The 26,089-nt window shown below is 64.5% G+C and carries 22 protein-coding genes; 6 read left to right on the forward strand and 16 right to left on the reverse strand.

Annotation, left to right across the window (positions count from 1 at the left end; translation table 11 throughout):
• From BRA1417_RS40825 to dnaE, 4 genes are all read right to left on the reverse strand, one after another.
• A partial coding sequence (locus tag BRA1417_RS40825; protein WP_063628413.1) for a caspase domain-containing protein occupies positions 1-2,095 on the reverse strand: 2,095 nt, incomplete at its 3' end.
• A gap of 191 nt (positions 2,096-2,286) precedes the next feature.
• Complete coding sequence (locus tag BRA1417_RS0125270) at positions 2,287-3,030, reverse strand: carbonic anhydrase (RefSeq protein ID WP_027518199.1); 744 nt, start codon at positions 3,028-3,030, stop codon at positions 2,287-2,289.
• Positions 3,031-3,141: 111 nt separating this feature from the next.
• Positions 3,142-3,660 (reverse strand): hypothetical protein, encoded by a 519-nt coding sequence (locus BRA1417_RS40830; protein WP_027518200.1) that lies wholly within the window; start codon positions 3,658-3,660, stop codon positions 3,142-3,144.
• Between the two features lie 114 nt (positions 3,661-3,774).
• Entirely contained in the window at positions 3,775-7,275 is a 3,501-nt protein-coding gene (gene dnaE, locus BRA1417_RS0125280) for a DNA polymerase III subunit alpha (RefSeq protein ID WP_027518201.1), read from the reverse strand.
• Positions 7,276-7,311: 36 nt separating this feature from the next.
• Between dnaE and BRA1417_RS44280 the strand changes: the two genes are divergently transcribed.
• A complete protein-coding gene (locus tag BRA1417_RS44280) occupies positions 7,312-7,449 on the forward strand; it encodes a hypothetical protein (RefSeq protein WP_156948916.1) in 138 nt (45 codons plus the stop codon).
• Positions 7,450-7,728: 279 nt separating this feature from the next.
• Here the strand turns inward: BRA1417_RS44280 and BRA1417_RS0125300 are convergent, their stop codons facing one another.
• A complete protein-coding gene (locus tag BRA1417_RS0125300) occupies positions 7,729-8,448 on the reverse strand; it encodes an outer membrane protein (protein ID WP_027518202.1) in 720 nt (239 codons plus the stop codon).
• A 252-nt stretch (positions 8,449-8,700) separates the two neighbouring features.
• Here BRA1417_RS0125300 and BRA1417_RS0125305 point away from each other — a divergent pair, with 252 nt between their 5' ends.
• Both BRA1417_RS0125305 and BRA1417_RS0125310 read left to right on the forward strand, forming a co-directional pair.
• Positions 8,701-9,021: a DUF3551 domain-containing protein gene (locus BRA1417_RS0125305; RefSeq protein WP_027518203.1), complete on the forward strand. Its 321-nt coding sequence runs from the start codon at positions 8,701-8,703 to the stop codon at positions 9,019-9,021.
• A gap of 1 nt (position 9,022) precedes the next feature.
• Positions 9,023-9,271, forward strand: coding sequence for a DUF3551 domain-containing protein (locus tag BRA1417_RS0125310; RefSeq protein ID WP_027518204.1), 249 nt, complete (start codon positions 9,023-9,025; stop codon positions 9,269-9,271).
• 118 nt (positions 9,272-9,389) lie between these two features.
• Here the strand turns inward: BRA1417_RS0125310 and map are convergent, their stop codons facing one another.
• Positions 9,390-10,139, reverse strand: coding sequence for a type I methionyl aminopeptidase (gene map, locus BRA1417_RS0125315; protein ID WP_027518205.1), 750 nt, complete (start codon positions 10,137-10,139; stop codon positions 9,390-9,392).
• 78 nt (positions 10,140-10,217) lie between these two features.
• The gene (locus BRA1417_RS0125320; RefSeq protein WP_027518206.1) at positions 10,218-13,367 is read right to left on the reverse strand and encodes a GAF domain-containing protein; all 3,150 of its coding nucleotides are present in this window, start codon (positions 13,365-13,367) and stop codon (positions 10,218-10,220) included.
• 333 nt (positions 13,368-13,700) lie between these two features.
• Between BRA1417_RS0125320 and BRA1417_RS0125325 the strand changes: the two genes are divergently transcribed.
• Positions 13,701-14,960 carry a hypothetical protein gene (locus BRA1417_RS0125325; RefSeq protein WP_027518207.1) on the forward strand — a complete coding sequence of 420 codons (1,260 nt, stop codon included), beginning with the start codon at positions 13,701-13,703 and terminating at the stop codon, positions 14,958-14,960.
• Between the two features lie 39 nt (positions 14,961-14,999).
• Here the strand turns inward: BRA1417_RS0125325 and BRA1417_RS0125330 are convergent, their stop codons facing one another.
• Positions 15,000-15,638 (reverse strand): HD domain-containing protein, encoded by a 639-nt coding sequence (locus BRA1417_RS0125330; protein WP_027518208.1) that lies wholly within the window; start codon positions 15,636-15,638, stop codon positions 15,000-15,002.
• Between the two features lie 90 nt (positions 15,639-15,728).
• On the reverse strand, positions 15,729-16,193 hold the full coding sequence (locus BRA1417_RS0125335; RefSeq protein WP_027518209.1) for a carboxymuconolactone decarboxylase family protein: 465 nt from the start codon (positions 16,191-16,193) through the stop codon (positions 15,729-15,731).
• A 125-nt stretch (positions 16,194-16,318) separates the two neighbouring features.
• On the opposite strand from BRA1417_RS0125335, the gene BRA1417_RS0125340 reads away from it, so the two are divergent.
• Positions 16,319-17,737, forward strand: coding sequence for a PLP-dependent aminotransferase family protein (locus BRA1417_RS0125340; protein WP_027518210.1), 1,419 nt, complete (start codon positions 16,319-16,321; stop codon positions 17,735-17,737).
• A 25-nt stretch (positions 17,738-17,762) separates the two neighbouring features.
• On the opposite strand, the gene BRA1417_RS0125345 is transcribed toward BRA1417_RS0125340, so the two are convergent.
• Positions 17,763-18,536: a helix-turn-helix transcriptional regulator gene (locus BRA1417_RS0125345; protein WP_027518211.1), complete on the reverse strand. Its 774-nt coding sequence runs from the start codon at positions 18,534-18,536 to the stop codon at positions 17,763-17,765.
• A gap of 108 nt (positions 18,537-18,644) precedes the next feature.
• On the opposite strand from BRA1417_RS0125345, the gene BRA1417_RS0125350 reads away from it, so the two are divergent.
• Positions 18,645-19,724 (forward strand): zinc-binding alcohol dehydrogenase family protein, encoded by a 1,080-nt coding sequence (locus BRA1417_RS0125350; RefSeq protein ID WP_027518212.1) that lies wholly within the window; start codon positions 18,645-18,647, stop codon positions 19,722-19,724.
• 78 nt (positions 19,725-19,802) lie between these two features.
• Here BRA1417_RS0125350 and BRA1417_RS0125355 read toward each other — a convergent pair whose 3' ends face one another.
• The 6 genes from BRA1417_RS0125355 to BRA1417_RS0125380 all read right to left on the reverse strand — a co-directional run bounded on the left by BRA1417_RS0125355 (position 19,803) and on the right by BRA1417_RS0125380 (position 26,003).
• Positions 19,803-20,504: an ABC transporter ATP-binding protein gene (locus BRA1417_RS0125355; RefSeq protein ID WP_018455056.1), complete on the reverse strand. Its 702-nt coding sequence runs from the start codon at positions 20,502-20,504 to the stop codon at positions 19,803-19,805.
• A gap of 7 nt (positions 20,505-20,511) precedes the next feature.
• Positions 20,512-21,792, reverse strand: a complete 1,281-nt coding sequence (locus BRA1417_RS0125360) for a lipoprotein-releasing ABC transporter permease subunit (RefSeq protein ID WP_007603606.1) — start codon at positions 21,790-21,792, stop codon at positions 20,512-20,514.
• Between the two features lie 107 nt (positions 21,793-21,899).
• A complete protein-coding gene (proS, locus tag BRA1417_RS0125365) occupies positions 21,900-23,219 on the reverse strand; it encodes a proline--tRNA ligase (RefSeq protein ID WP_027518213.1) in 1,320 nt (439 codons plus the stop codon).
• Positions 23,220-23,371: 152 nt separating this feature from the next.
• Positions 23,372-24,934, reverse strand: coding sequence for a copper resistance CopC/CopD family protein (locus BRA1417_RS0125370; RefSeq protein ID WP_027518214.1), 1,563 nt, complete (start codon positions 24,932-24,934; stop codon positions 23,372-23,374).
• Complete coding sequence (locus BRA1417_RS40835; RefSeq protein WP_035968790.1) at positions 24,934-25,452, reverse strand: YcnI family protein; 519 nt, start codon at positions 25,450-25,452, stop codon at positions 24,934-24,936. The genes BRA1417_RS0125370 and BRA1417_RS40835 overlap by 1 nt, the downstream gene beginning before the upstream one ends.
• A gap of 32 nt (positions 25,453-25,484) precedes the next feature.
• Positions 25,485-26,003 carry a copper chaperone PCu(A)C gene (locus BRA1417_RS0125380; protein ID WP_027518215.1) on the reverse strand — a complete coding sequence of 173 codons (519 nt, stop codon included), beginning with the start codon at positions 26,001-26,003 and terminating at the stop codon, positions 25,485-25,487.
• Between the last annotated feature and the right edge of the window lie 86 nt (positions 26,004-26,089).

A 26,089-nucleotide genomic window follows, 5' to 3' on the forward strand; every position in this document is an offset into this window, starting at 1 on the left:
GGACAGCCGGCGGCGAACCAGGCGGCTCGCGGGTCGCGGACCTGCCATGGTCCCCAGGCCCGGTCCCGGGCGGGGCCTGGGCTACCGGCTGCTTCGGCGGTTGGCCAGGCACAGCGGCCGGGTTTGTCGCCGTGGGCGCAGTCGCCGACGCGCCGGTCGGCGCACCGGGATGGGCTGGCGGCGTGGTGCCGGGAGCAGCAGTGGTCGGCGCCCCCGCAGGCGCTCCCGAATGGGTCGGCAGCGGCGCGCCGGGTGCAGTGGCCGTGGGCAGCCCGGGTCTGCCGCCCGGCAGAGGCCCGGCCCCCGTTGGCGGTACAGGTGGACCCCCATGGGTGCCGGGAACGGGCAGCGTGTTGGCTTGGGGCAGCTTGGCCGGTGGCGTGGCAGATGGAATGGCAGATGGAGTCGGAGATGGCGTACCGGTCGGCGCGACATTGGCGGGCGTCGTCGGAGGCGTTCCTGGCCTCGCCGTCGGCCGCATCGTCGCGCTCGGCGGCATCGGCGCCTTGCCCTGCTGAATCAGGGCGGCGCGCTGCACGACCGCCTGCGGCATGGCTGGACTAGCCGGATTGGTGCGCCCGGCAATGGTCGGCGTGAGATTGCCCGGTCCCGCTCCGGTACCCGCACCCGCCGCCGGGGGTGCCGGCGGCTGGTTGATCACCGTGTTGATGACCGTCCTATTATGGATGTTCTGATAGATGATGTTGTTCGGCGGGGGTGCGACATAGACCGGCGGCCTGACGAACACAGGAATCGGCACGAACATCGGCTGCGGCAGCACGAACAGGCCGATCACCGGCATCGGCGGCGACAGCACGACGAAATCCGGCGGCGGCGGCGGCAGATAGTAGACCGGCGGCGGCGGTGGCGGCGCGAAGCCAAAATCCGGATCGCTGAAATACAGCACGGGACGGTCGACATAGACCACCTCCTCCGGCGGCGGTGGCGGCACGTCGTAGTCGATCATCGCGAAGCTCGGCGGCGGCTCGGCCGGCGCGGTGAGAATCGCCAGGCGCCGGCGCGCATCCGCCGCATGTGGACCGCGCGAATAGCGACGCAGATACGACCAATAGGCTTCCGGTGTGTCGGTACGATAGGTCCGCCGCCAGGTGATGGCCTCGCGGCGCGCCGCGACGATCACCATCACGCGCTTCGACAGCGGGTCGCCGGGATAGGCGGAGAGAAACTCTTCATAGGCCGGCAGCGTGTCGCGCGTGAGCGCGGCGGCATAGGCATCCTGCACGCCGAGATCGCGGATCGGCTTGTTGCGGATCGCGGCGACCTGGTCGGGCGCGGCTGCAGGCGGCGGAGCATCGGGCCCGCGCTCGAAGAACGAGAACTGCGCCGATATCTTCTGCTCGTTCCAGGGCACCTGCGCGCCCTTGCTGGCCTCGTTGACGCGCAGGCGAACGCGGTCGAACACCTCGGGCAGCGGCAGGCCGCCGGTGCGGATCATCTCCGCCAGCGACTGCGCATAGATGCCGTAAGGTCCGGGCTCCTCGGGCGCCACCGTGCCGGGCGCTGCATTGAACGCGATCAGCATGTTGGCGTCGGGCTCGACCAGCGCAAGTCCGCTCGCGATCTGCTGGCCGCCCTCCACGAAGGGCTGCGCCCGCGCAGCGTCGAGCACGATGATGTTGGCCTTGAGCGGAACGGAAGCCAGCTGGCGGAGATAGTCGCCGATGCGCAGGCCTTCGGTCGGAATGTCGGTGTCGCGGGTGATGTTGGAATCGACCGGGATGAAGTAGTTCTCGCCCGCAAGCTGCACGCCATAGCCGGCGAGATAGACCATCGCGACGGTGCCCGGGCCTGAGGCCTGCGCCTTCTGGATGAAATCGCGAAAGCTCTTGCGCAGCGTGTCGCCGTCGAGGTCGCGGGCGCCGACGACGTCGAAGCCCGCCGCCTGCAGCGTCTGCGCGATCAGGCCGGCATCGTTTGCCGTCGTCGCCAGCGGCGACTTGGCATAGGCGCCGTTGCCGACCACGAGCGCGATACGCTTTTCCTGCTGCTGCGCACGCGCCGGATCCGGCGCGCCCGCGGCAAGGACCGCGATCGGCAGGAGGAGGCAAATGAAGGCTCTGAGCGTCCCACGCATGGCTTGCTTGCCCGTTTTTGTTGTTGAGGTGCCGCCACGCATCAGGCGCGCGGCCAGCTGAATGGCACTTGAACGAAAGGCTTCCAAATAGCGAAGGCTTGGATTGAGGCGGCGGGATGGCGCCCGACACCAACGCCAGGGCGCCTGCGTCAGCCTCGCCACAACGAACCGGCGCGAGCCGGTCCGCCTCGTCAGATCTGCGCGATCAGGTCGACCGTTCCCGTCGTGAGCCGATAGATGCCGCCGACGACCTTCAGCTTGCCCTGCTCCACGGCCGCATTGAGGATCGGCGTTGCTGACTTCAGCTTCGCGACGTTGTCGATGACGTTCTGCCGGATCGCCTTGTCGAGGACGTCCCCACCACCCTGCTGCATCGCAGCCTTGGCGGCGGGCGCGATCGCATCGACGAGCGAGGGGATGTGGCCCGGCGGCGGCTTGTTGTCCTTGATCGCCTTCAGCGTCGCATCGACCGCACCGCAAGCGTCATGGCCGAGCACGAGGATCAGCGGCGTATTCAGCACGGCCACCGCGTATTCCATGCTGGCGATGGTTTCGGTGCCGGCAAAATTTCCTGCGACGCGGCAAACGAACAGATCGCCGCGGCCGGTGTCGAAGGCATATTCCGGCGCAATGCGCGAATCGGCACAGCTCAGCACGGCCGCGAACGGATTCTGTCCGCCGACCAGCGCCTCGCGCTCGTGCTTGAAATCGTGACGCCGCGACACGCCGTCGACATAGCGCGCATTGCCTTCCATCAGGCGCTTCAATGATGCGTCGGGCGACAGCACGTTCTGCGGCTTGGGTGGCGCCTTGGTCTCCTTGGCGAAGGCTCTGCCGGTCAGGGCAAGGCCGAGCGCCGAGGCACCCAACAACATCGCGGATCGTCGCGACGGCGCGATCCTCTCATGTGGGAATTCATTGCACTGGTCGCACATGTCACGTTCCCTCCCGGCGCGATGGACGAACGGCCTTACTGCGATCATAGCCGCAACAATGTGACGACACCACAAATGACGGTGCGGGCGGAGCTCGAATTCCCGCGGCGGCTATTCCGCCAACCGAAGCTCTGCGATCGTCGTCCTGGCGGCCGGTTCATCCAAGGGCAGGAAATCCAGCGGCCCCTGATTCTTGTAGCCGGACGTCATCGCGAGCGTGAGACCCCAGCCCAGCACCCCAGTGCTCGCGTTCGCGATCATGGCGCTCTTGCGCTGACTGAAGCGCGCTACGAAGAACACGGTCTGGCCGGACTGAGCCGAGAAGTCCACGCGCGTGACGCCGAGCGCCGCTTCCTCTGCTACGAACTGGTGCTGGCCTGCCGGGCGATCGACATAGACATATGTCCCGGTCTTCAGGCCCTTGATCGGCGTACCGTCGAGGGAAAACTCCCAGTCCGGATCGCCGATGCCGCCGAAGCCTTTCTCGCGAAACACGACGACGCGGGCCTGCCCGGCTTTCGGCGGACCCAACTTTCGTACCGTCTCCGAATATCCCAGCCCGCTCCTCGCCGTCTCACAGCCGCACAGCAGTGCCGCAGCCACGAGCAATACCAGCCCACGCAATAGCATCACGCCCCCAGATTTTCCCCGAGCGCATGCTAACGGAAAACAGCGACAGGTTGCAACAGGGCGGTAGCATCCCCCACGCAAAACATGCAACCGCATGCAACACCGTGCGTGTCGCTAGAGCTGCTGCACGTCCACGACGCCGGCGACGGCCTTGATGGCGCCGGCGATCTGCGGCGAGACCTTGAAGCGGCCGGGCAGCTTCATCTCGACCTCGGTCTCGAGGTCGAGCATCATGACCAGCGAGACCTCGCCGTCGCCGTTGGAGCGGGGCGCGGTGCCGGGACTGCCGACCTTCGGCCCGGCACCGTTCGAAGCCATGTCGGGGCCGGCGAGACGCTTGGCGATCGATTCCAGCGGCTTGGTGTCGCGCACGAAGATGCGCAGGCCCTTCTGCGTCTTGGCCGCGGCGTCATCCAGAGGTTCGGCGTGGAGCACACGCGCGCGGACGTCCTCGCCCTGAAGCTCGGCGCCGAGCTGGAGCAGCACCGCCGCGCCCGGCTCCAGCACGTCGCGATATTGCGCGAGGCCTTCGGAGAACAGCACCGCCTCGAAGTGACCCGTGGGGTCAGAGAGCCCCATGATGCCCATCTTGTTGCCGGTCTTGGTCCGCCGCTCCATGCGCGACACCACGGTGGCCGCGACCTTGCCGGCCGTGGCGCCGGTCTTCACCGCGCGCGAGAACTCGGCCCAGGACTGTACGCGCAGCCGCTTGAGCACGGTGGCGTAATCGTCGAGCGGATGTCCCGACAGGAAGAAACCGATCGCGTCATATTCGCGGCGCAGCCGCTCGGCCGGCAACCAGGGCTCGATCTGCGGCAGCATGATGGTCGGCGCATCGGCCGAGCTGCCGAACATATCGTTCTGGCCGATGGTTGCAGCTTCGTTCGCCCGCTGGCATGCGGCGAGAATCGAGTCGGCGCCGGCGAAGACCCGCGCCCGGTTCGGCTCCAGCGTGTCGAAGGCGCCCGCGGCGGCGAGGCTTTCGATGATGCGCTTGTTGATCGCGCGCGGCGACACCCGCGCGGCAAAGTCGGCGAGCGAGGTGAACAGGCCGTTTTTGGTCCGCTCCGCGATGATCTGCTCGACGGCCGCAATGCCGACGCCCTTCAGCGCCGCGAGCGCGTAGTAGATGGTCTTGTCGCCGACCTCGAAAGTCGCGCCGGAACGGTTGACGTTGGGCGGCTCGACCTTGATGCCGAGGCGCTGCGCCTCGGCGCGGAATTCGGACAGCTTGTCGGTATTGTTGAGATCGAGCGTCATCGACGCCGCGATGAACTCCACCGGATAATGCGCCTTCATGTAGGCGGTGTGGTAGGACACCAGTGCGTAGGCCGCCGCGTGGCTCTTGTTGAAGCCGTAGTCGGCGAATTTCGCCAGCAGCTCGAAGATGGTGTCGGCCTGCCCCTTTGGCACGCCGTTCTTCACTGCGCCTGCGACGAAGATCTCGCGCTGCTTCTCCATCTCGGCGCGGATCTTCTTGCCCATGGCGCGGCGCAACAGGTCGGCGTCGCCGAGCGAATAGCCCGACATCACCTGCGCGATCTGCATCACCTGTTCCTGGTAGATGATGACGCCGAAGGTCTCCTTGAGAATCGGCTCCAGTACGGGGTGGAGATATTCCGGCTCCTCGTCGCCGTGCTTGCGCGCGCAATAGGTCGGGATGTTCGCCATCGGACCCGGTCGGTAGAGTGCGACCAGCGCGATGATGTCCTCGAAACGGTCGGGGCGCATGTCGACCAGCGCGCGCCGCATGCCCTGACTTTCAACCTGGAACACGCCGACCACCTCGCCGCGCGCCAGCATCTGGTAGCTTTCGGCATCGTCGATCGGCAGCGTCGCGAGATCGACATGGATGTCGCGCGGCTTGAGCAGTTTGCACGCGACGTCGAGCACGGTCAGCGTCTTCAGACCGAGGAAGTCGAATTTCACGAGGCCGGCCGGCTCGACCCATTTCATGTTGAACTGGGTCACCGGCATGTCGGACTTGGGATCGCGATACATCGGCACGAGTTCGCTCAGCGGGCGATCGCCGATCACGATGCCGGCCGCATGTGTCGAGGCGTGGCGGGTCAGGCCTTCGAGGCGCTGGGCGATGTCGAAGGCGCGCGCCACCACCGGGTCCTCGTCGCGGAACGCCTGGAGCTTCGGCTCGCTCTCGATCGCCGCCGCAAGCGTCACCGGCGCGGCCGGATTCTGCGGCACGAGCTTTGTGAGCTTGTCGACCTGGCCATAGGGCATCTGCAGCACGCGGCCGACGTCGCGGAGCACGCCGCGCGCCTGCAGCGTACCGAAGGTGATGATCTGCGCGACCTGGTCGCGACCGTAGCGCTCCTGGACGTACCTGATCACCTCGCCGCGGCGGTCCTGGCAGAAGTCGATGTCGAAGTCAGGCATCGAGACGCGTTCCGGATTGAGGAAGCGCTCGAACAGCAGGCCGAACTTGATCGGGTCGAGGTCGGTGATGGTCAGCGCCCACGCAACCAGCGAGCCTGCGCCGGAGCCGCGGCCCGGCCCGACCGGAATGCCCTGCCCCTTCGCCCATTTGATGAAGTCGGAGACGATCAGGAAGTAGCCCGCGTACTTCATGCGCATGATGACGTCGAGCTCGAACGCCAGCCGCGCGTTGTAATCTTCTTCCGTCGTGCCTTGCGACAGCCCGTGCACGCGCAGACGGTTGGCGAGCCCCTCCTCTGCCTGCCGCTTCAATTCGGCCGCCTCGACGGAGGCGGCATCGGAGCTTGCAGCAGCGCCGACCGTGAAGAACGGGAGGATCGGCTTGCGCGTCATCGGCCGGAACGAGCAGCGCTCGGCAATCTCGACCGTCGAGGCCAGCGCCTCCGGAATGTCGGCGAACAGCACCGCCATCTCGGCGCGGGTCTTGAAGCGGTGATCGGGCGTGAGCTGCTCGCGCTCGGTCTCCGCGATCAGCCGCCCGCCGGCGATGCAGAGCAGCGCGTCATGGGCCTCGTAATCGTCGCTCGCGGCGAAATACGGCTCGTTGGTCGCAACCAGCGGCAGGCCCTTGGTGTAGGCGATGTCGATCAGGTGGCTTTCGACCCGCCGCTCCTTCTCGGTGTTGTGGCGCTGCAATTCGATGTAGAGGCGGTCCCCGAACAGGCTGGCGAGACGCTCGCAGCGCGCCGCCGCGAGTTCGCTATAACCGCCGGCAAGCGCCAGCGAGATCGGCCCGTCCGGACCGCCCGTCAGCGCGATCAGGCCTTCGGTCTCGCCTTCGAGCCAGTCGAACTTGATGTGGGGAGCATGAGTGTCGGGCGTCTCCAGGAATGCGCGCGAGTTCAGCCGCATCAGGCTGCGATAGCCACGCTCCTGCGCGGCCAGCAGCACCACGCGCGAGGGCAGAAGCGCGTTGCGGGCAGTGGGATCCTGATCGCCGAATTCGATCGCGAGCTCGCAGCCGACGATCGGCTGGATGCCGGAGCCCGCCATCTTGTCGGAGAACTCCAGCGCACCGAACATGTTGTCGGTGTCTGTCAGCGCCAGCGCCGGCTGATGGTCTTTCTTGGCTAGCTCGGCGAGCTTGGCGATCTTGATCGAGCCCTTGAGCAGCGAATAGGCCGAGTGAACGTGAAGGTGGACAAATCCGGCGCTCGGCATGGTCGCGTGACGGCCTCTTGCAGATGAGATGGAGCGGTGACCGGCACCGGCGGCATCCTGCACGCGCCCGGCCGACTCGCCTCACAATGGTGGGGTGTCACGCTGCCAGAGTCCACGCCGGAACGGCCGATCGGCCGCGTCGTCCTGCTTTTCCCCAACCTGGCCCGCGCCTAGAGCTGCGGGAGCACTTGGGCCCAGATCGCGATCATCCCGACAAACAGCGCGATCGAGGCTAGCGCGGCGGCTTCTTCGACGAAAATCCTGAACATGGCCTGCTCCATGGTGAGAACGTATGAAGAACATTGTTCTCATTTCGTTCTTGGGAGTCAAGCCGTCTCGACCGTCTCGAAGCGGAATGGTTAACCTGCTGAAGTTGAACAACAAAAAGCCCCGGCCGATGGCCGGGGCTTTCGCCGACCGCTCGAAGTCGAGCGATCGGTATCAGGCTTCTGCTCAGTAACGGCCGAGGCTCGGGCCGCCGAACTTGTAGTTCAGGCGGACGAGGCCCATGTCGACGTCCTGACGGATGCGGTCGGTCGAGGGCACCAGCGCGAAGGTGACGTTCTTGTCCTGCAGGAAGATATGGTTGTACTCGACGCCAACCGACCAGTTCGGAGCGAAACCGTACTCGAGGCCGGCACCGACCGTGCCACCCCAACGGGTCTGATCGTTCGAGGACAGCAGCGCGCCGCCCAGGGTCGAGACTTCATACTTGCTGCCGGCGACAGCCGCACCGCCCTTGGCGTAAATGAGGACGTTGTTCCAGGCGTAGCCGATCTGACCGGTGATCAGACCGAACGAGTCGATCTTGGAGCGGTTGCGGGTCGCGAACAGCGCGCTGACGTTGTCGCCCGAGAAGTCGGCCCAGTTGCCCTGACCTTCGATGCCGAACACCCACTGGCCCGACTGCATGCGGTAGCCGATCTGACCGCCGACCGTGCCGCCGGTCGCATCGTGCGAACCCTCGCGGCCACCGCCGACGACATCCCAGGTCGAATGGGCGGAACCGCCGCCGCCGTTGATACCGATGTAGAAGCCGCTCCAGTCGTAGATCGCGGCAACCATCGCCGGCGCTTTGGTGTAAGGCCGCGCAGCGAGGTCAGCAGCCACCGCCGGTGCAGCCGCGCCGAGCGCGACAAGGCTCACAGCAGCAAGCAACAGATTCTTGTTCATTTGATTCCCGTTCCAGTTTCGTCGTTAGGCCCCCGGGCCGTGGCGTCGTCATAACAGCGCTCGACGGAATTGCTGTAACCTCGACGCCACAGTCCGCGCCAAAGGATCGCGCTTCATTAATGAAGATTTACCAGCGCGCGCGGGAAACCCTTTGAAACAAGTGTTTTCATGAGTTCCATCGTCGGCTACACGACATCTGCAGCACGAGCGCGTGACAACGTCGCGCGCACGTTCGCGTGATTGGAGAATTGAATGCGCAGACGAACTGCCCTCCCCATTGTCGCCACATTTTCGCTCGCACTCGCCACATTTGCGCTCACGCTCGACGCAAGCACGCCGGCGCGCGCGTTCGGCACTCACCATGCCTTTTGTCTCACCGGCGATGAATGGCCGGGGCTGAGCAATTGCACGTTCGACACTTACGCGCAGTGCCAGGCGAGTTCGTCGGGCCGCGCCCTCACCTGTATCGCGAACCCGTATTTCGCAGGCCAGAGCGACGACCCCTATGCATATCAGAACAGGCCGCGCACACAGGTGCCGGGTTATTCACCCGGTTATTACGTGCCGCGCTGAGATGCGCCGCGCCCGCCTCGCACTGTTCGCGATCGGCCTGCTCCTCGCGGGCGCACCTGCGCACGCGCAGACCTACGATCCGAGCTATCCGGTCTGTATGCAGATCTACGGTCCCGTCGGCTATTTCGATTGCCGCTACGCCTCGCTCGAGCAGTGCAGATTTTTGGCCGTCGGTCGGTCAGCGACGTGTGTGGCGAACCCGTATTTTGCGCAGAAGAAGTCCCCTCGCCGCTCGCGGCGCGTCAATTAAAGCTTCCGGCGCCACGCTCGGCACTCAATCTGGTCGGCGAGACCGGCGCCGCCGCTGGCGCCGGATGATCGAAGCCGTTCGGATGCTGCCCGAGATCCGGTGGCTTGAGGACGCCTCCTTATCCAGCCATCGTCACGATCAACGGTCCACTTCGCGTGGCGATGACCGTGTGCTCGTATTGAACGGTCGGCGCCTCGGGGCTGCTGTAGAGCGTCCACGGATCGTCACCATCCTGTGCCCATTCGGCGCCAAGAGACAGGAACGGCTCGACGGTGAACACCAGGCCTTCGCTCATGACGCGGCGTTCGGAGCGGTCGGGCCAAGTTGCGATCTCCGTCGGCTCCTCGTGGAGCGACAGGCCGACGCCATGGCTGGCAAGATTCCTGACCAGGCTGTAACCGTTCTTCCGCGCAAAGGTCCCGATGGCCTGACCGATTCCGGCAATCGGTTTGCCGGCTCCAACCTGCTGCAGGCCCGTCCACATCGCCCGCCGGCCGTCTCTGCAAAGACGTTCGACCGCGCGGGTTGCGGGTGGAACGGCGAACGACGCTCCCGTATCCGCAAACAAGCCGTTCTTCTCGGCTGACACGTCGATGTTCACGAGGTCCCCACGCGCGATCCGCCGATCGCCCGGGATGCCATGAGCGATCTCCTCGTTCACGCTGATGCAGGTCGCGCCCGGAAAGTCGTAGGCCAGCTCCGGAGCCGAACGTGCGCCGGCAGCCTCCAGCAAGGTTCGCCCGATCTGGTCGAGCTCGGAGGTCGTCATGCCCGGCTCGAGCGCCTTCCCCATTGCCTCCAGGATATTGGCGACGATGCGCCCGATCTCTTTCAGGCGCGCGAGGTCCTCGTCATCCGAGATTGTCATGTCATGCTCTTCCGAAAGCCGGGACATAGCCCTTGTCACGGCGGCTTGCAAACGGAAGGGATCGTTTCCAAGCCGCGTTCAGATCTCGTCGAGCAAGATGCGGACTTTGGCAGCCAGGTCTTCGATAGCGAAGGGCTTCGGAAGCAGATGCTTGCCGGCATCGAGCACGCCATTGTGAACGATTGCATTGCGCGTGTAGCCGGTGGTGAACAGCACTTTCAGCGCCGGGTATCGTCTCGACAGCTCGGCCGCAAGCTCGGCGCCGGTCATGTCGGGCATGACGACATCCGTGAACAGCAGATCCGGAACGAAGCCATTTTCGATGGTCCTGATCGCCTCTTTGGCGCTGGCTGCCTCGACGACGGTGTAGCCAAGTTCGCGCAGGCTTTCGGAAGACATGCTGCGGACGCGCTCGTCGTCTTCCACGACGAGAATGGTCTCGTTCTGATGGCTTGCACCGGCGGGTATCTCTTCCTGCGACAGATCTGAGCCCGCTTCCTCACCGGCGAAGCGTGGAAGGTAGATCTTCACGGTCGTGCCAACATCGACTTCCGAGTCAATTTTGACATGGCCGCCCGACTGCCGCACGAAACCGTAGACCTGACTGAGGCCGAGGCCGGTGCCCTTGCCCACCACCTTGGTCGTGAAAAACGGATCGAACACCTTGCCGAGCACATCGGCCGGAATTCCCGTGCCGTTGTCCGTCACCGCCACGAGAACGTACTGCCCCGGAGCGAGTGCATACTCGCGAGCATACATTCGATCGATCGAGGCGTTGCTGGTTTCTATCGTCAGTCTGCCGCCCTTTGGCATGGCATCGCGCGCATTGACCGCGAGATTGATCATGGCGCTTTCGAGCTGGGCCGGGTCTACCTTGACCCGCCAGAGGCCAGCCGCCAGCATCGTCTCGAGGCGGATTAGCTCGCCAAGCGATCGCTCGAGCAGCTCGCTCATCCCGCCGACCATCTTGTTGATGTCGACGACTTCAGGCGCGAGAGGCTGCTGGCGCGAGAACGCGAGCAGCCTCTGCGTCAACGTGGCGGCGCGATTTGCACCGTCGATGGCGCCCTCGATGAAGCGGTCTATGCTGACCTCTCCCCTGCCGAGCCGCCGCTTGGCAAGATTCAGGCTGCCGAGAATCACGGCCAGCATATTGTTGAAGTCGTGGGCAATGCCTCCGGTCAATTGCCCGACGGCTTCCATCTTCTGGGATTGCCGCAATTGCTCTTCAGCTTTCATGCGCTCGGCGATTTCGTCGGCAACACGTTTCTCTAATCCGGCATTGAGCGCTTCGAGCCGGGTCAAGAGCTGGGCGTTGTCGATAGCGGTGGCAGCATGGCCGGCAATCCCAAGCAATGCGGCCTCATGCTCTGCCTGGAATTTACCCGTCTCGGCGTGACCGAAGAACAGTCCGCCGAGGACTTCGCCGGTGCGCGAGATCACAGGGACCGCCAGGTAGGATCGGACCGGAAGATGGCCCTCGGGCATGCCTTTCCGCGGCGCGTTCTTGCCATAGCGGGGGTCCTGCAGGATGTCGTCGGACCTCACCACGCCGGAGCCCTCGAAGGTCGGGCCAAAGACGGCGGTGTTGCGGGGCATCGGAAAGTTTTCAAACGCGGATCGCGGCGCACCCGACAGCGAATACAGCATGTAACTGCCGCCATCGGGCGCCAGAACGTTGTAGAAAAAGGCGCCGAATTGAGCACCCGTCAGTCCGACGCCGGCATCCGTCACGATCTGGACGATCTTGTCGAGGTCGCGTTCGCGAGAGACCGAGGCGCCGGTATCGTTCAGTATTCTGAGATGACGCTCGGTTTTCTTTTGCGCGGTAATATCCAGAACCGTTCCGATGAACCGAACAGCCTGGCCGTTGGCAAAGATGGCTTGACCGGTCGCGGCGATCCAGCGCTCGACCCCATCCTCGATACCAATGGTCCGGTATTCCATGTTGTAGTTTGGCGGCGCGTGCGGCGTCAGCGCTGCGGAGACGGCCTCATGGGCGCGCTGCCTGTCCTCGGGATGAAGCCCCTTCAGGAACGACCCTTCATAGCTGACTTCGGCGTCCGGCGATAAACCGAACACCTCCTTGCAGCGGCTATCCCATCGAAGAACGTTGTTGACCGGGTCGTAGTCCCAGGTGCCGATACCAGCCGCCTTGTTCGCAAGTGTAAGTCGTTCGGCCGCCTCCCGCGCTGCCTGTTCCGATCGGACGCGCTCGATGTGGGCCCACGACCGCTCGGTCACTTCGGTGAGCAAGGCGAGTTCGCGCGGCGTCCACTGGTGCGGGCCGCGGTGATGAATCGCCATCAGGGCGGTCAGGCGCCCTTCTTTCACCAAGGGCATGCAAATCGTCGAACCGATCCCGATGTTCTGGAAAGTGGCGGCTTCCTCAGGCGCAATCTCCCTTAAATTGTCATTGATGATGAGCGGCCTGCCCGCGCCCAACTCTCGCACCGCCTTTTTGCCAAAGTCGGCGAGACTGTAGTGACCGATGATATGCATTGCGCCGGGCGCGGCCCAATCGCCGCGTATCATGAAGCCGTCCTGGTCCGGGTCCATGTCGGCATAGGCGCAGTTCGAGACGCCGAGATGCTCGCCGACCATTTTGGTCGTGACCGCCATCACGCCGTCGGCATCGCGGGTCCTGGCCGTCTCCTTGTTGAGTGCGTCCAGGAAAAACAGGCGGGCTTCGTTCTCCCGCACAACCGTCTCCGCACGGCGACGCTCGACGGCCGTGCGCGTGCGCTCGGCAACATCGCGAATAAGCTCCAGCTCTTCGGGGCTCCATTCGCGCGGCCCGGCATTGTTCAAATACAGCAGCGCCACGACCCCGTCGGGCTCCGAGATCGGCATGTTGACGAGCGCACGCGCAGAGATCGCCTCGAGGGCCCCGGCACGATCGCCGACACGAGGGTCTTTTTCCGCATCGGCACAGATGACGGTCTCGCCCCGCTTGAGATCTTCGATGTAGCTGCCATAGTCGCGGAAGCGCAGCACGCCTGCGAGGCTCAGGATGCCCGGTGCGTTCCAGTCGCGGACAATGGTGATGGTCTCGGCTGAGGTGTCGACCGTGCCATAGCCGGCCCGGCTGACGTTCAGGCTGCGGCCGAGCAGCTCTGCCGCGGCATAGGCGAGATCGTCGGGATTGCTGATCTCCCGGATGTAGTCGCCGAGTGTGGCTAAGACGGAATTGCGATCGGCCGAGCGGACCTCGGTCGCTGTCGTCATTGGTCTTCCCCTGCCACTTTCCTGGCTCCGCGAGGAGCCAGCTGTTCGATCATCCCGCTGCTGTTCGCTTCGACCACAGGTAGCCCGCCTGACTTTCTGAGTTATGCAGACGGTCGCGCAAATTGTCTGCGCGATAACCGCATGATGGCATTTAGGTTCCCGCCATCACCGCCCCCTCGGAGATGCCGTTCTGCCTGCTCCCACCTGGCGGTCCGATTGCCAATCCAGACGTCGCGGACAGGCACGCGGACACGCCACCAAAAGTTGTGGCAGCGCGGATCGTCGTGTAACATCGATCTCTGCTTTTCACCGCGCGTGGTCCCCGTCCTTTCAATGCTCGCCCGTCGTCTGCTTGTCCTGGCCTCGCTGTTGCTTCCTGGCGCATTGCATGCCGAAGGGACGCCGGCCGAGAAGACTGGATTTGCGTCCAGGCTGACGATCTATCTTGCCAAGGGACCACCCGACGCATGCGGACCAGGCTGCGACCGCTGGATCGCCATCGAGGGCGATATCGACCAGGACGCTGCGCCGCGCATCCGCCGCTTCCTCGCCGGCGTCAAGGACACGCAGCGTCCGATCTACCTCTATTCACCCGGCGGAAACGTGGAGCAGTCCTATGTCATCGGGCGGTTGTTGCGCAGCCGCAAGGCGATCGCCCGGGTTGGCCGGACCATCGCGACGGCGTGCGCCGCGGGCACGCAGGTGGACGCCGCGTGCCTGAAGATCAAGACCGCGGGCGGCGAGGTGGAAGCCGAGCTCACGACTTATCACGCAATGTGCAACTCGGCCTGCGGTTACCTGTTGCTCGGAGCGACATCGCGCGAGGTCGCCCCCGACGCCGCGCTGGCGGTCCATAATTCCAGGCTGGTCCTTGCCTTTCACGGGCATCCGCCTCCGGCGGCGGTCGCGGAATACAGACAACGTCGGATGGCGAGGGCCGATCGCGATCGCACTGCGTTCATCGCGGCGATGGGGATCAGCCGCGAGCTTGACGATCTGATCAGGACGGTGAAGTTCGAAAACCTGCACATGCTGACGCGCGCCGAGCTCTATCGTTTCGGCATCGACACGCGTTCGCTTGCCGAAACGGCGTGGAAGCTGGAAAAGGAAGCGCGCCCCTTCGTCCGCAAGTTCGCGATGCTGAAGAAGGAGAACGGCGCGTCGTTCCGGCCCATGGAATGGCGTCTGTCCTGCGAAGGCGGAAAGCGCGTGCCGCTGACGTTCGCGGTCGAGATCGACGAGACGGCCGTCGGCAAAAGCACCATCCTGGTGACGGCCGACGCCGCTCCGGAGAAGAGGGCCGAAGGGTCTGCATTGCGGGCCGGAAAATATGAAGTATGGCGCGGCAGCATCGATCCCGACATGGTCAAGGCGATACTGGCGTCCCGCTCCCTGCATGTCCGCGAGACCACGCTGATATCCGACGACAAGGCGGACATCACAAAATTCGACATCGAGTTGACGGGCCTGACGTCAGTGTGGCCGCAGCTTGCGGCGTCATGCGCGGCGGCGACGCCGGCTCCGAAAAGCCCTTGGCCGGCCGTTCCGCGGCCGAACGTCGGCGTAACGCTCCCGGCCGCCCCGTCGCCGTAAGTTCAACGAGGCAAAACTCGAACACCGCGCCGAAGGGGCTCAGCTCTGCCAAGGCGTGTTGCGAATGCGCGTGCACGCGTTCGGCTTGTGAAATGTGGGATCGTGATCTGCGATGTAATCGAAATTGACCGTGCCGAACGTGGTCTGCGGCTTCTTCAAGGCCGAGCAGGTTTGGATCTGAAGGAAGTCATTCTTGAAATCACCGCGCGGAAATGCGGTGGTCACCTGGTCGCGCTGCTCTGGCGTGTATTCATCATAGCCAATCCCCACGACGTCGACCAAAACACCCGCATTCGTGAGAGCGATTTCCGGCCGCATGTATTGTGGAATTCCAGGTGTCGTATGTAACGCGATCGCCTCCCAAACCAGATCGGCTTTTGGCTCGTCAATGCCGTGCCCCCTCAGAAATTCGCGGGCGGCATCGGCGCCATCAACTTCAAACCGCTTGGTCTGCGTGTGGTAATGGTCGACGAGTCCGAGATCGTGGAACAGCGCCGCGATGTAGAGCAGCTCGGAATCGAATTTTAGATTTTGCCGATGCCCCTTGATCGCGCCGAATACAAAGACGCGGACCGAGTGGTTGAACAACATGTCGTTTTCGTACTGGCGCACCAGCTCGGCGGCCTCCCGTGCGATCTTGCTGTCGGGAATCTTCACGCCGGAAATTGCGATGGTCATATCAAGCTCCTGCCTTGCATCGCTGAGATCTCAGGACATGCCTTCGCGGTCGAAGGCATGTGTCTACCCTTTTGCCGTCTGGCACCGCGGTCAGGCTGCCATCTCCTCCTTCGCGGCCTGTGGCGTATTTCGGAAGCTGATTGCCATGCGATTGTAGGCGTTCATCAGGCCGATCGCGATGGTGAGATCGACGAGCTCGCGCTCCTCGAACACGGCGCGGGCGGCCTCGTAAGCTTCATCCGGGATGCCGGTTTCAGCCACACGGGTCACGGTTTCGGCCCATGCGAGGGCGGCACGCTCCCGCTCGTCGAAGAGACGACCGCCTTCCGCCCAGGTCTGCACCAGCGCGATCTTTTCGATCTTCTGTCCGCTCTTCAGCAGATCGCGCGTGTGCATGTCGAGGCAGTAGGCGCAGCCGTTGATCTGCGAAATGCGCAGATAGACCAGAGTGACAAGCGTTGCAGGAAGATTGCTCTGCATGACATAGCCGTAGGCGCCGCCGAGCGCTTTCATCCCTGCGGGTGCGATGCGGTCGTAATCGAGACGCTTAGCCATTTTCAAACTCCATGATCGGTTCTGTTCGGCGGCTGTCGCCGGGTACTTTCCTTGTCCGATAAATGCCCCCGCGCTGGTCTACAAAAAAGCACCAGGAATGGACAAAAATCGTGTACCACCGAGGCATGGTCAAACCGCTGCGGCTGAAGCTCGATCGATCTGCGAAGACGCCATTGGCGGAACAAATCCGCAGAGGCATCGGAGCTGCCATCGAGAGCGGCGTGCTCGCGCCGGGAGCTCGTCTGCCGTCCTGGCAGGATTTGGCGGCACAGCTGGGTGTGGCGCGCGGCACCGTGCGTTCGGCTTACGAAAAGCTTTCCTCCGCGCAACTGATCGTCGCGTCGCGCGCGACCGGAACGCATGTCGCGGATCGCCCCACCTTTATCCCTCGGCGGGAAGCAGCTCCCCACCCCGGCTCGTTCATGGAGATGTACCAGGAGCTCACTGCGGGACCGGCCGTTTTCCAGATGGGTGTGCCCGCTCACGAGACCTTTCCTGCCAAGCTGTTCTCGAGGATGCGCACACGGGCGGTGCGCGCGGAGACGAGCGCACCGGCCATCTACCGGGATCCCCGCGGCGAGCTGGAATTGAGGCGCGACATCGCTGCGTATCTCGCGCTGGCGCGGGGGATCGAATGTGCACCGTCGCAGATCATCATCACCGGCGGCTTCAGCGGCGGGCTCGGACTGGCACTCCGGGTTCTCGGCCTCGAGCAGAAGAAGGTCTGGATGGAGGACCCGGGCTTCCCCTTCACGAGGCACGGCCTTGAGCTTGCAAGGTTGTCGGTCACGCCGATCCCGGTCGACGCGGACGGCATTGACGTTGGTTACGGCCTGAAACACGCTCCTGACGCTGCATTGGTCGCCGTGACCCCGGGACAGCAGGCACCGCTTGGCTCCACCTTGTCGCTGGCACGACGTTCGCGACTTCTCGACTGGGCAGCCCAGGAACGGGTGTGGGTGATCGAGGACGACTATCTGAGCGAGCTTCAGCTGAGGGGGCGGGCCACACCGGCGCTCGCCTCTATCGATCGTTTCGGGCGCGTTATTCACATCGGGTCTTTCAGCAAGACCCTGACTCCCGCCTTGCGGCTGGGCTTCGTCGTTGCACCCGCCTCGCTGGCTTCCCGTTTTGCCGAGGTTGCGGCATGCCTCGCTCCGGCGCCCGGGCCGTCCGTACAGATCGCAACCGCCGAATTCATCCGCGACGGCCACTATCTACGGCATCTTCGACGCACGAAGCGGGCCTATGCCGCGCAAGGCGATGCGCTGCTGAAATATTTGAAGGCACGCGCCAAGGACGTTGCGAAGGACGTTGCGATCGCCGGATTGGCCGCGGTCCTGCGACTGCCGGACGGAACCTCCGACGTCGCGATCGCGCGGGAAGCGGCATCCTTCGGATTGGCGCCCACGCCCCTGTCGCTATGGCATGCGTCCGCGGCTTCGGCGCGATCCGGCCTGTTGCTGGGCGTCGCCACATCTCCCCACAAGAGGATCGAGGCATCCTGCGATCGGCTGCTTCAGATCATCGACCGTCATACGTGACGAGCAGGCCGTATGCTTGCGCAATCTACACCGGCGTGTAGATCACGAGCTTGAGCGCCGGATCGTCATTGGCCTGAAAGCTGGTGTGCTCGAACCGGAGCACGCCCTTGGTCGGATGGTTCATGATCTTGAGGCCCGCGGCGGTGCTGCGGATCTCGTGCGCTTCCCACCATTTGACGAATTCCGGACTGCCCTGGCGCAGCCGCGTCAGCAATTCCGTAAAGGCGGGATCGCCGGCCCAGACGTCGTGAGTGGCGCGAAACATCGCAACCATGCTCTTCGCGACATCCGCCCAGCCGGCACCGTAGAACTTTCGCGTCTGCTTGTTCGTCAGCACCAGCAGCAGCGTGTTGCGGTCCTGTTCGGGCAATTGTCCGAACCCGAAGATCTCCTCGGCCGCCGCGTTCCAGGCCAGCACGTCCCAGCGCCGCCCCGTGATGTAGGCCGGCTGCTTCAGGCTTTCGATCATCCGCCGAATTGGCGGCGGCACGATCTCGCGCGTGAACGCGCGCCTGTCGCCGTCGCGGGCCAGTGCCTTGAGATGGGCGTGCTCGGTCTTGCTGAGCCGTAGCGCACGCGCCAGCGCGTCGATGGTGGTGACCGAGGGGCTGACGGTGCGGCCCTGCTCGAGGCGGATGTACCAGTCGACGCCGATGCCGGCGAGTTGCGCGACCTCCTCGCGGCGCAGGCCCGCGGTGCGCCGCCGCCGGCCGGCGGGAAGCCCGACCGTCTTCGGCGACAGCTTTTCGCGGCGGGACCTGAGAAAGTCGCCGAATTCGACGCGGCGTGGGTCGGCCATGGTGACGTGCCTCGATGGAGGGCCTGGGGAATACTAGGATAATACCAGGCCTTCCTGGCGCTGGGAAGGCGGTGCATATGGGCATCACCCGAACATGAGGTGACCGCCATGAAAGCCGCCGTACTCAAATCCCTGGGATCTCCGCTCGTCATCGAGAATGCACCCGAACCGGTGCTCGGCACCGGGGAGGTCATCGTGGACGTCATCGCAACGCGGGTGCTGTCCTACATGAACGAGGTCTTCAGCGGAGCGCGCAACTATGCGCTTGAGCTGCCGATCATCCCCGGGCCTGGCGCCATCGGCAGGGTGCGCGCCATCGGCCCGGACGCGACGAAGCTCAGCGTTGGCGAGTGGGTGTTCTGCGACCCGACGGTGCGCTCACGCGACGACGCCGCGGCGCCCGACATTGCCCTGCAAGGACTCACCGCGCCCGGTGCCGGCGCCATGCGCCTGCAACAGCATTTTCGCCACGGCTCGTTTGCCGAGCAGATGCGAGTGCCGACTGAGAACGTAAAGCCCCTAGGCCAAATCACGTCCGACGAAGCCACGCGATGGTGCGCGCTGGGGACGCTGCTGGTGCCCTATGGCGGTTTCCTCGCCGCCAATCTTCAGCCCGGCGAGACCGTGCTGGTGAGCGGCGCCACCGGCAATTTCGGCAGCGCGGCCGTCTCGGTCGCGCTCGCGATGGGTGCGGCCTGCGTGGTCGCGCCCGGCCGCAACGACGAGATCCTGGCCGACCTCGTCGTCCGCTTCGGCGATCGCGTCAGGCCGGTCAGGCTCTCCGGCAACGAGGACGACGACCGCGAGAGCATGAAGCGCGCGGCGCGAGGGCCCATCGACTGCGTGCTCGACATCATGCCGCCCTCGGTGAGCACGAATGTGGTGCGCGCGGCGATCATGACGGTGCGCGCTTACGGCCGCGTCGTGCTGATGGGTGGCGTCGGCATGGCCGGCGGCGCCGGCCTCGAGCTGCCCTACCCCTGGATCATGCGCAACTGCATCAGCATCCACGGCGTCTGGATGTACCCGCCGGATGCGGCAGGCCGCCTGATCGCGCTGGTGCGCGCGGGACTGCTGCGGCTGGAGGAGTACGCGGCCACCGCCTTCGATCTCGACCATGCCAACGAGGCCGTGGAACATGCGGCCGCCAATGGCGGACCGTTCAAGTTGACGGTGATCCGGCCTTGAACGCTCCGGGAGCGCCATTTTTTTCGTTAGTCCGGCCAAGCACTTGGCTACTGTGCATGGGGTTGTTTTCGAGAGTTTTTACTCGAGCTCGACCACTTGACCGTTCGACAGCGATACGCGGCGGTCCATGCGGCCGGCGAGCTCCATGTTGTGGGTCGCGATCAGCATGGAGACCTTGGTCGCCTTGACGAGCTGCATCAGGGCCTGGAAGACGTGGTCGGCGGTGTGCGGATCGAGATTGCCGGTCGGCTCGTCCGCAAACAGCACCCGCGGAGCATTGGCCACCGCGCGCGCGATTGCAACGCGCTGCTGCTCGCCGCCCGACAGCTCGGACGGGCGGTGCGTGATGCGCTCGCCGAGGCCGAGATAGCCAAGGATCTCCTTGGCGCGCTTGACGCTCTCGGATTTCTTGAGGCCGCGGATCATCTGCGGCAGCATGACGTTCTCCAGCGCCGAGAACTCCGGCAGCAGCCGGTGCGACTGGTAGACGAAGCCGATATCGGTGCGGCGAAGCTGGGTGCGCTCGATGTCGGGCAGTTGCGAGGTCGGCGCGCCGTTGACGTAGACCTCGCCGGAATCTGGCGCTTCCAACAGCCCCGCGATGTGCAGCAGCGTCGACTTGCCCGAGCCGGACGGCGCCACCAGCGCGACGGACTGGCCCGCCCACAGCGCGAGCTTGGCGCCGTCGAGGATCGTCAGCGGCACCTCGCCCTGCAAGTACTGTCGCTTTATCTCGTGGAGATAAATGACCGGTACATCTTCCGCCCCCTGCTGCTCCATCAGCCCCTCACTCGTACCGCAGCGCTTCGACGGGATCGAGGCGCGCGGCGCGCCAGGACGGATACAGCGTCGCCAGGAACGACAGCGTCAGCGCCATGATGACGACGGCCGAGGTCTCGCCGATGTCGATCTCGGCGGGCAGCTTCGACAGGAAGTAGAGTTCTGGCGAAAACAGTTCGGTGCTGGTCAGCCAGGACAGGAATTGCCGGATCGACTCGATGTTGAGGCAGATCACCAGCCCGACGATGAAGCCGACCATCGTACCGACCACGCCGATGGAGGCGCCCGTGATCAGGAAGATGCGCATGATCGAGCCTTGCGAGGCCCCCATCGTGCGCAGGATCGCGATGTCGCTGCCCTTGTCCTTCACCAGCATGATCAGGCCGGACACGATGTTGAGCGCGGCGACCAGCACAATCATGGTGAGGATCAGGAACATCACGTTGCGCTCGACCTGCAGCGCGTTGAAGAAGGTCGAGTTGCGCTGGCGCCAATCGACCAGGAACACCGGCCGCCCCGCCGCCTCCGTCACGGCTTGACGGAACGCGACGATCTGATCCGGATTGGTGGTGAAGACCTCGATCGAGGTGACGTCGTTGCTGCGGTTGAAATAGGCCTGCGCCTCCGCGAGCGGCATGAACACGAAGCCGAGATCATACTCCGACATGCCGATCTCGAACACCGCGGCGATCTTGTACGGCTTGATGCGCGGTGTCGTGCCCATCGGGGTGACCGCGCCCTTCGGCGCCACCAGCGTGATGCTGTCGCCGGCGTGCAGCGACAGCTGGTCAGCGAGGCGCCGGCCGATCGCGACCCCCTGCCCGTCGTCAAAGCCCTCGAGCGAGCCCTGCTTGATGTTCTTGGCGATCGAGGTGAGGTTGTTGAGGTCGTCGGAGCGGATGCCGCGCACCAGGACGCCGGAGGCGTTCCAGGGCGATGACGCCAGCGCTTGGCCATCCACCACGGGCGCTGCGAGCCGGATGCCCTGGACCTGGCTGAGGCGGTCGGCGACATCCTTCCAGTCGGTGAGCGGCGATTCCAGCGGCTGGACCAGGATGTGGCCATTGAGCCCCAGGATCTTGTCGAGCAGCTCCTTGCGGAAGCCGTTCATGACGGCCATGACGATGATCAGCGTCGCCACGCCCAGCATGATGCCGAGGAAGGAGAACCCGGCGATGACCGAGATGAATCCCTCCTTGCGGCGCGCCCGTAAGTAGCGCGCCGACAGCATCCACTCGAATGGCGCAAAAGGCGCGGTTTGAACGGTTTCGGTCATGGTCTCATCCATCGCTCGATAGTCCCATGATTCGGGGGCAAATGTGGCCGGATTGGCGGCCGCGATCTCGTGCGATGAACAATATTCAGCCGACCAGCCTTATCAGCCCACAAGTCTTGTCAGCCCACAAGTCTTGCGACCGCGTCCGCAGGCGACATGGTCTCGCGGGCGCCGTCACTTCGCCGCTTGAGCTCGACCTTGCCGTCGGCGAGCCCTTTCGGCCCGATCATGATCTGCCAGGGAATCCCGATCAGGTCGGCGGCGGCGAATTTGGCTCCGGCCCGCTGGTCGGTGTCGTCGTAGAGCACGTCGACGCCCTTGACGGACAGCTCCGCATAGAGCTTCTCGCAGGCCGCATCGACCGCGGCATCGCCCTGCTTGAGGTTGAGAATCGACACGCGGAACGGGGCAACCGCCTCCGGCCATTTGATGCCGGCATCGTCATGGCAGGCCTCGATGATGGCACCGAGCAGGCGCGAGACGCCGACGCCGTAGGAGCCGCCATGGATCGGCACGTCGACACCGTCCGGACCGGCAACCAGCGCCTTCATCGCGTCGGAATATTTCGTGCCGAAATAGAAAATCTGCCCGACCTCGATACCGCGGGTGTTCACCCGCTTGTCCGCGGGCACTTCCTGCTCGAAGCGCGCGGCGTCGTGAACGTCTTCCGTCGCCGCATAGACCGAGGTCCATTGCTTGATGATCGGCGTCAAATCGCTCTCATAATCGACGTCCTCGCCCGGCACCGGCAGATCCAGCACGTCGCGATTGATGAAAACGCCGGATTCGCCGGTCTCGGCGAGCACGATGAACTCGTGGCTGAGATCGCCGCCGATCGGGCCGGTCTCGGCGCGCATCGGGATCGCCTTCAGCCCCATCCGCGCGAAGGTGCGCAAATAGGCGACGAACATCTTGTTGTAGGCGACGCGCGCCGCGGCCTCGTTGAGATCGAACGAATAGGCGTCCTTCATCAGGAACTCGCGGCCGCGCATCACGCCGAAGCGCGGGCGCTGCTCGTCGCGGAATTTCCATTGAATATGATAGAGATTCAGCGGCAGGCTCTTGTAGGACTTCACATAGGCGCGGAAGATCTCGGTGATCATTTCCTCGTTGGTCGGCCCGTACAGCAGCTCACGCTTGTGCCGGTCGGCGATGCGCAGCATCTCGGGGCCATAGGCATCGTAGCGGCCGCTCTCGCGCCAGAGATCGGCGAGCTGGAGCGTCGGCATCAACAGTTCCAGCGCGCCGGAGCGGTCCTGCTCCTCGCGCACGATCTGCTCGATCTTCTTCAAGACGCGGAAGCCGAGCGGCAGCCAGGCATAGATGCCGGCGGCTTCCTGCCGGATCATGCCGGCGCGCAGCATCAGCCGATGCGAGACGATCTCCGCCTCTTTCGGATTTTCCTTCAGGATGGGCAGAAAGAACCGCGACAACCGCATGGCAATACTCGAGGAATCAGTGATGGCTTGCAGTGAAACCGGATTGGGAGCCAAAACACAAGACCGGGAATGAGGAAAAGCCGCTAACACAGCGGAATTCCTGTCATTTTTCCGCCGACTTCAGGTTCGACGCGAGATGCCGAAGTGCCGGTTCAGGGCGCCGCCACCTCGAGCTCGTCCTCCAGGGTGATCTTCTCGAAATCGGTCACGAGCGCGTCGATCCGCACATGCCAGCGGCCCGCAAACGGCAGCGCGACCTTGCGCACGTGCCAGTAGCGGTCCGGCCCGAGCGAGGCGTTCCGCTCGATCGGCTCGATGCCGCATTCGGGCAAGCTCAGCGTCAGCGTTACCTCCTTGGCCTCGAGCACCGCCCCTTCGCCAGTCATGAGCTGCAGCACGAAATCGTCGACACCCGCTTTGCCCGGCGAGACCAGGACCTGGAACATCGCCCTGTCGGTGTGGATGTGGATCGCCAGCGGCGTCTCCGGAACGATCGTCCGTGGCGGCGGCGTGAAGCGCCAACCGGCCACGACGGCGAAGATGCCCAGCGCGATGGCGCATTCGAGCACGATCGAGCGCTTCAGGGCTGCCGCCGCCTTGTGATCCCCCGCCAGCGTCGGTGTCAGGCGAAAGCGGTTGAGCGCGGCAAGCGCCAGCAGCACGAGGACCAGCACGAGCTTAATCGAGAGGATAAGCCCGTAGCGTGTCTCGACCAATGCAGACGGCTTTTCGAGCTGCACGAAGGCGAGCGCGAGGCCGGTCAATGCGAGAACGCCAACGGCCGGCGCCGCGATGCGAGCAAAGCGGTTCACGACGGGCAATGTCGCGGCGGGCCGCTTTGACAACAGGGCGCCCAGCGGCGCGAGGGCCCCAATCCAAAAGGCGACACCGAGGCCATGGAGAAAGATTGCCGGCCGCGTCAACAGTTCGGGCGGTGCCGTAGCAGCGTGCCCGGTCATGGCCAGCGACAAACCGACGCCGACGAAGGCAATGATCGCCAGAGCGCGCGCGCACCACGCGCTGCCTAGCGCCAGCAATGCGAACAGCATTGCAGCGACGGCCACGAGCAAGGCCGGGCCCGCACTAGTCCCGGATGCGACTTTCCAGGGAGCCATCGTCGCGAGAGCGGATAGCGGTAGGCCGAGGAGATCCAGCCCCAACACACCAAGGGACACCACCGCGCTCGGGACGCCGATGGCGAGCGCCACGCACGGAATGGTTATGTCGGTCATCGACCACGCAACCCAGCGTGCAAAGAAAACGCCGCCGACGCCGACGAACAGGCCAAGATAGAGACCGACCCGCGCCAGCCAGATCAGCACGTTCAATCCGCCATCGGCGGTTGCGGGAGGCTGCATCCCCGTCGGCATGCCGATCGAGAAGATCACCGATCCAGCGACGGGATGGCCATCCTGCGAGATCACGCGATAGCTGACGACGGCCGTGCCCTGCGGCAAGTCCGCCGGCATCGCGACCGATATGGTCTCGCCCGATGCGTCGACGCGCAAATCATCCCGCGCCGTGCCCGCGCCGTCGATCAGCCGGATCGCGCCCGGCGTCACCGTCTCGTTGAAGCGCAACTCCACCATCTTCGGCGCGCTCGCGAGCATGCTGCCGCTCGCCGGCTCGACCGCGACCAGCGCCGCGTGCGCCGAAGCGCCGGTCGCGAAACCGACAAAGAGGAGCAGCGTCGCGACCGCGGCGAGCAGGCGCATCAGGGTTTTGGCAGGAGTTTCACGCCCGGCGCCGGCGATTTGCTCTCATGCGAATGCCCGGCTCCCTCCGCGGGAATTTCGATCCAGCGACTGACGCCGGTCTCGCATTCCTGGACGACGGGGAAGTACAGGATCGTGTTCGGCTTGAGCGTGTCGGTCAGGGCCGTGTGCATGACGAACTCGTCATAGTTCTTGTCCGGCAGCTTGCCGCCGGACCAAGTCACCTCCTTGACGCCGGAGGAGAGCTTGTTGCCGTGATAGTCGTATTCGCCGGCGTATTTGCCCTCGACCACGTCAACACTCCAGCCCGCCTTCGGCATCGGTTTCACCGCGATCACGCCTTCCGGGATCTGCACCCGGATTTTCACCGTGGGCGAGCCCGCGCAACCGTGCGGGACGGCGAAAACGGCTTTGTACGATCCCCCCACTGCCGCCTCCTTGCCTTCGAGGAGGACGTGCGCGGTCGCTGGCGTTGCCGCAAAGACGCCCAGAAAGATCAGCCAGGTTCGCTTCGACATATTGGGTCTCCCGAAGGTCCAGATCACGCTCGTCACATCTTCATTCCCGAATGATCAGGCATTTTCTTCATCATGTGTCCGCTATCGCCGGGCGCCTGGGCGCCGACGCCCTGGACGTCGAGGGAGACGGCGACCTTGCCGGCCTTCTCGAACTGAAGCGTCACCGGCACCTTGTCGCCCTGCTTGAAGGGGCCCTTCAGCTCCTGAAGCATCAGGTGGTAGCCGCCGGGGGCGAACTTCACCGTCTTGCCGGGATCGATCACGAGCCCCTTGTCGAGCAGGCGCATCTTCATCACGCCATTGTCCATCGCCATCTCGTGGACCTCAGCCTTCCCCGCGATATCGGCGGAAACGCTGACCAGCTTGTCGGCCACTGTGCCCTTGTTCTCGATGGTCAGATAGCCGCCGGCCACCTTGGCTCCGCCTGGTGTCGCCCGGCTCCACGCCTGCGAGATGACAAGATCGCCGGCCTTGATGTCCTCAGCCTGCGCGACGGCACCGGCGGTCAGCAACAGTGAAATTGCAAGGAGAGTTCGTCCGATAGTCTTCATGTTGATTGCCTCTTTCGCGATTGATCGGGCCGAGAATGGCCCCGCATTCTTCCAAGACGACCTTCCGCCACCGTCAGCATAGGCAT

The organism is Bradyrhizobium sp. WSM1417 (genome assembly GCF_000515415.1).
Lineage (GTDB): Bacteria > Pseudomonadota > Alphaproteobacteria > Rhizobiales > Xanthobacteraceae > Bradyrhizobium.

What these genes read in the sequence shown, in the direction of transcription:
- BRA1417_RS0125270 (WP_027518199.1), bottom strand. Translation starts at nt 3,030, where the DNA reads ATGTGCGACCAGTGCAATGAATTCCCACATGAGAGGATCGCGCCGTCG.
- BRA1417_RS40830 (WP_027518200.1), bottom strand. Translation starts at nt 3,660, where the DNA reads ATGCTATTGCGTGGGCTGGTATTGCTCGTGGCTGCGGCACTGCTGTGC.
- dnaE (WP_027518201.1), bottom strand. Translation starts at nt 7,275, where the DNA reads ATGCCGAGCGCCGGATTTGTCCACCTTCACGTTCACTCGGCCTATTCG.
- BRA1417_RS0125300 (WP_027518202.1), bottom strand. Translation starts at nt 8,448, where the DNA reads ATGAACAAGAATCTGTTGCTTGCTGCTGTGAGCCTTGTCGCGCTCGGC.
- BRA1417_RS0125305 (WP_027518203.1), top strand. Translation starts at nt 8,701, where the DNA reads ATGCGCAGACGAACTGCCCTCCCCATTGTCGCCACATTTTCGCTCGCA.
- BRA1417_RS0125310 (WP_027518204.1), top strand. Translation starts at nt 9,023, where the DNA reads ATGCGCCGCGCCCGCCTCGCACTGTTCGCGATCGGCCTGCTCCTCGCG.
- map (WP_027518205.1), bottom strand. Translation starts at nt 10,139, where the DNA reads ATGACAATCTCGGATGACGAGGACCTCGCGCGCCTGAAAGAGATCGGG.
- BRA1417_RS0125320 (WP_027518206.1), bottom strand. Translation starts at nt 13,367, where the DNA reads ATGACGACAGCGACCGAGGTCCGCTCGGCCGATCGCAATTCCGTCTTA.
- BRA1417_RS0125325 (WP_027518207.1), top strand. Translation starts at nt 13,701, where the DNA reads ATGCTCGCCCGTCGTCTGCTTGTCCTGGCCTCGCTGTTGCTTCCTGGC.
- BRA1417_RS0125330 (WP_027518208.1), bottom strand. Translation starts at nt 15,638, where the DNA reads ATGACCATCGCAATTTCCGGCGTGAAGATTCCCGACAGCAAGATCGCA.
- BRA1417_RS0125335 (WP_027518209.1), bottom strand. Translation starts at nt 16,193, where the DNA reads ATGGCTAAGCGTCTCGATTACGACCGCATCGCACCCGCAGGGATGAAA.
- BRA1417_RS0125340 (WP_027518210.1), top strand. Translation starts at nt 16,319, where the DNA reads ATGGTCAAACCGCTGCGGCTGAAGCTCGATCGATCTGCGAAGACGCCA.
- BRA1417_RS0125345 (WP_027518211.1), bottom strand. Translation starts at nt 18,536, where the DNA reads ATGGCCGACCCACGCCGCGTCGAATTCGGCGACTTTCTCAGGTCCCGC.
- BRA1417_RS0125350 (WP_027518212.1), top strand. Translation starts at nt 18,645, where the DNA reads ATGAAAGCCGCCGTACTCAAATCCCTGGGATCTCCGCTCGTCATCGAG.
- BRA1417_RS0125355 (WP_018455056.1), bottom strand. Translation starts at nt 20,504, where the DNA reads ATGGAGCAGCAGGGGGCGGAAGATGTACCGGTCATTTATCTCCACGAG.
- BRA1417_RS0125360 (WP_007603606.1), bottom strand. Translation starts at nt 21,792, where the DNA reads ATGGATGAGACCATGACCGAAACCGTTCAAACCGCGCCTTTTGCGCCA.
- proS (WP_027518213.1), bottom strand. Translation starts at nt 23,219, where the DNA reads ATGCGGTTGTCGCGGTTCTTTCTGCCCATCCTGAAGGAAAATCCGAAA.
- BRA1417_RS0125370 (WP_027518214.1), bottom strand. Translation starts at nt 24,934, where the DNA reads ATGCGCCTGCTCGCCGCGGTCGCGACGCTGCTCCTCTTTGTCGGTTTC.
- BRA1417_RS40835 (WP_035968790.1), bottom strand. Translation starts at nt 25,452, where the DNA reads ATGTCGAAGCGAACCTGGCTGATCTTTCTGGGCGTCTTTGCGGCAACG.
- BRA1417_RS0125380 (WP_027518215.1), bottom strand. Translation starts at nt 26,003, where the DNA reads ATGAAGACTATCGGACGAACTCTCCTTGCAATTTCACTGTTGCTGACC.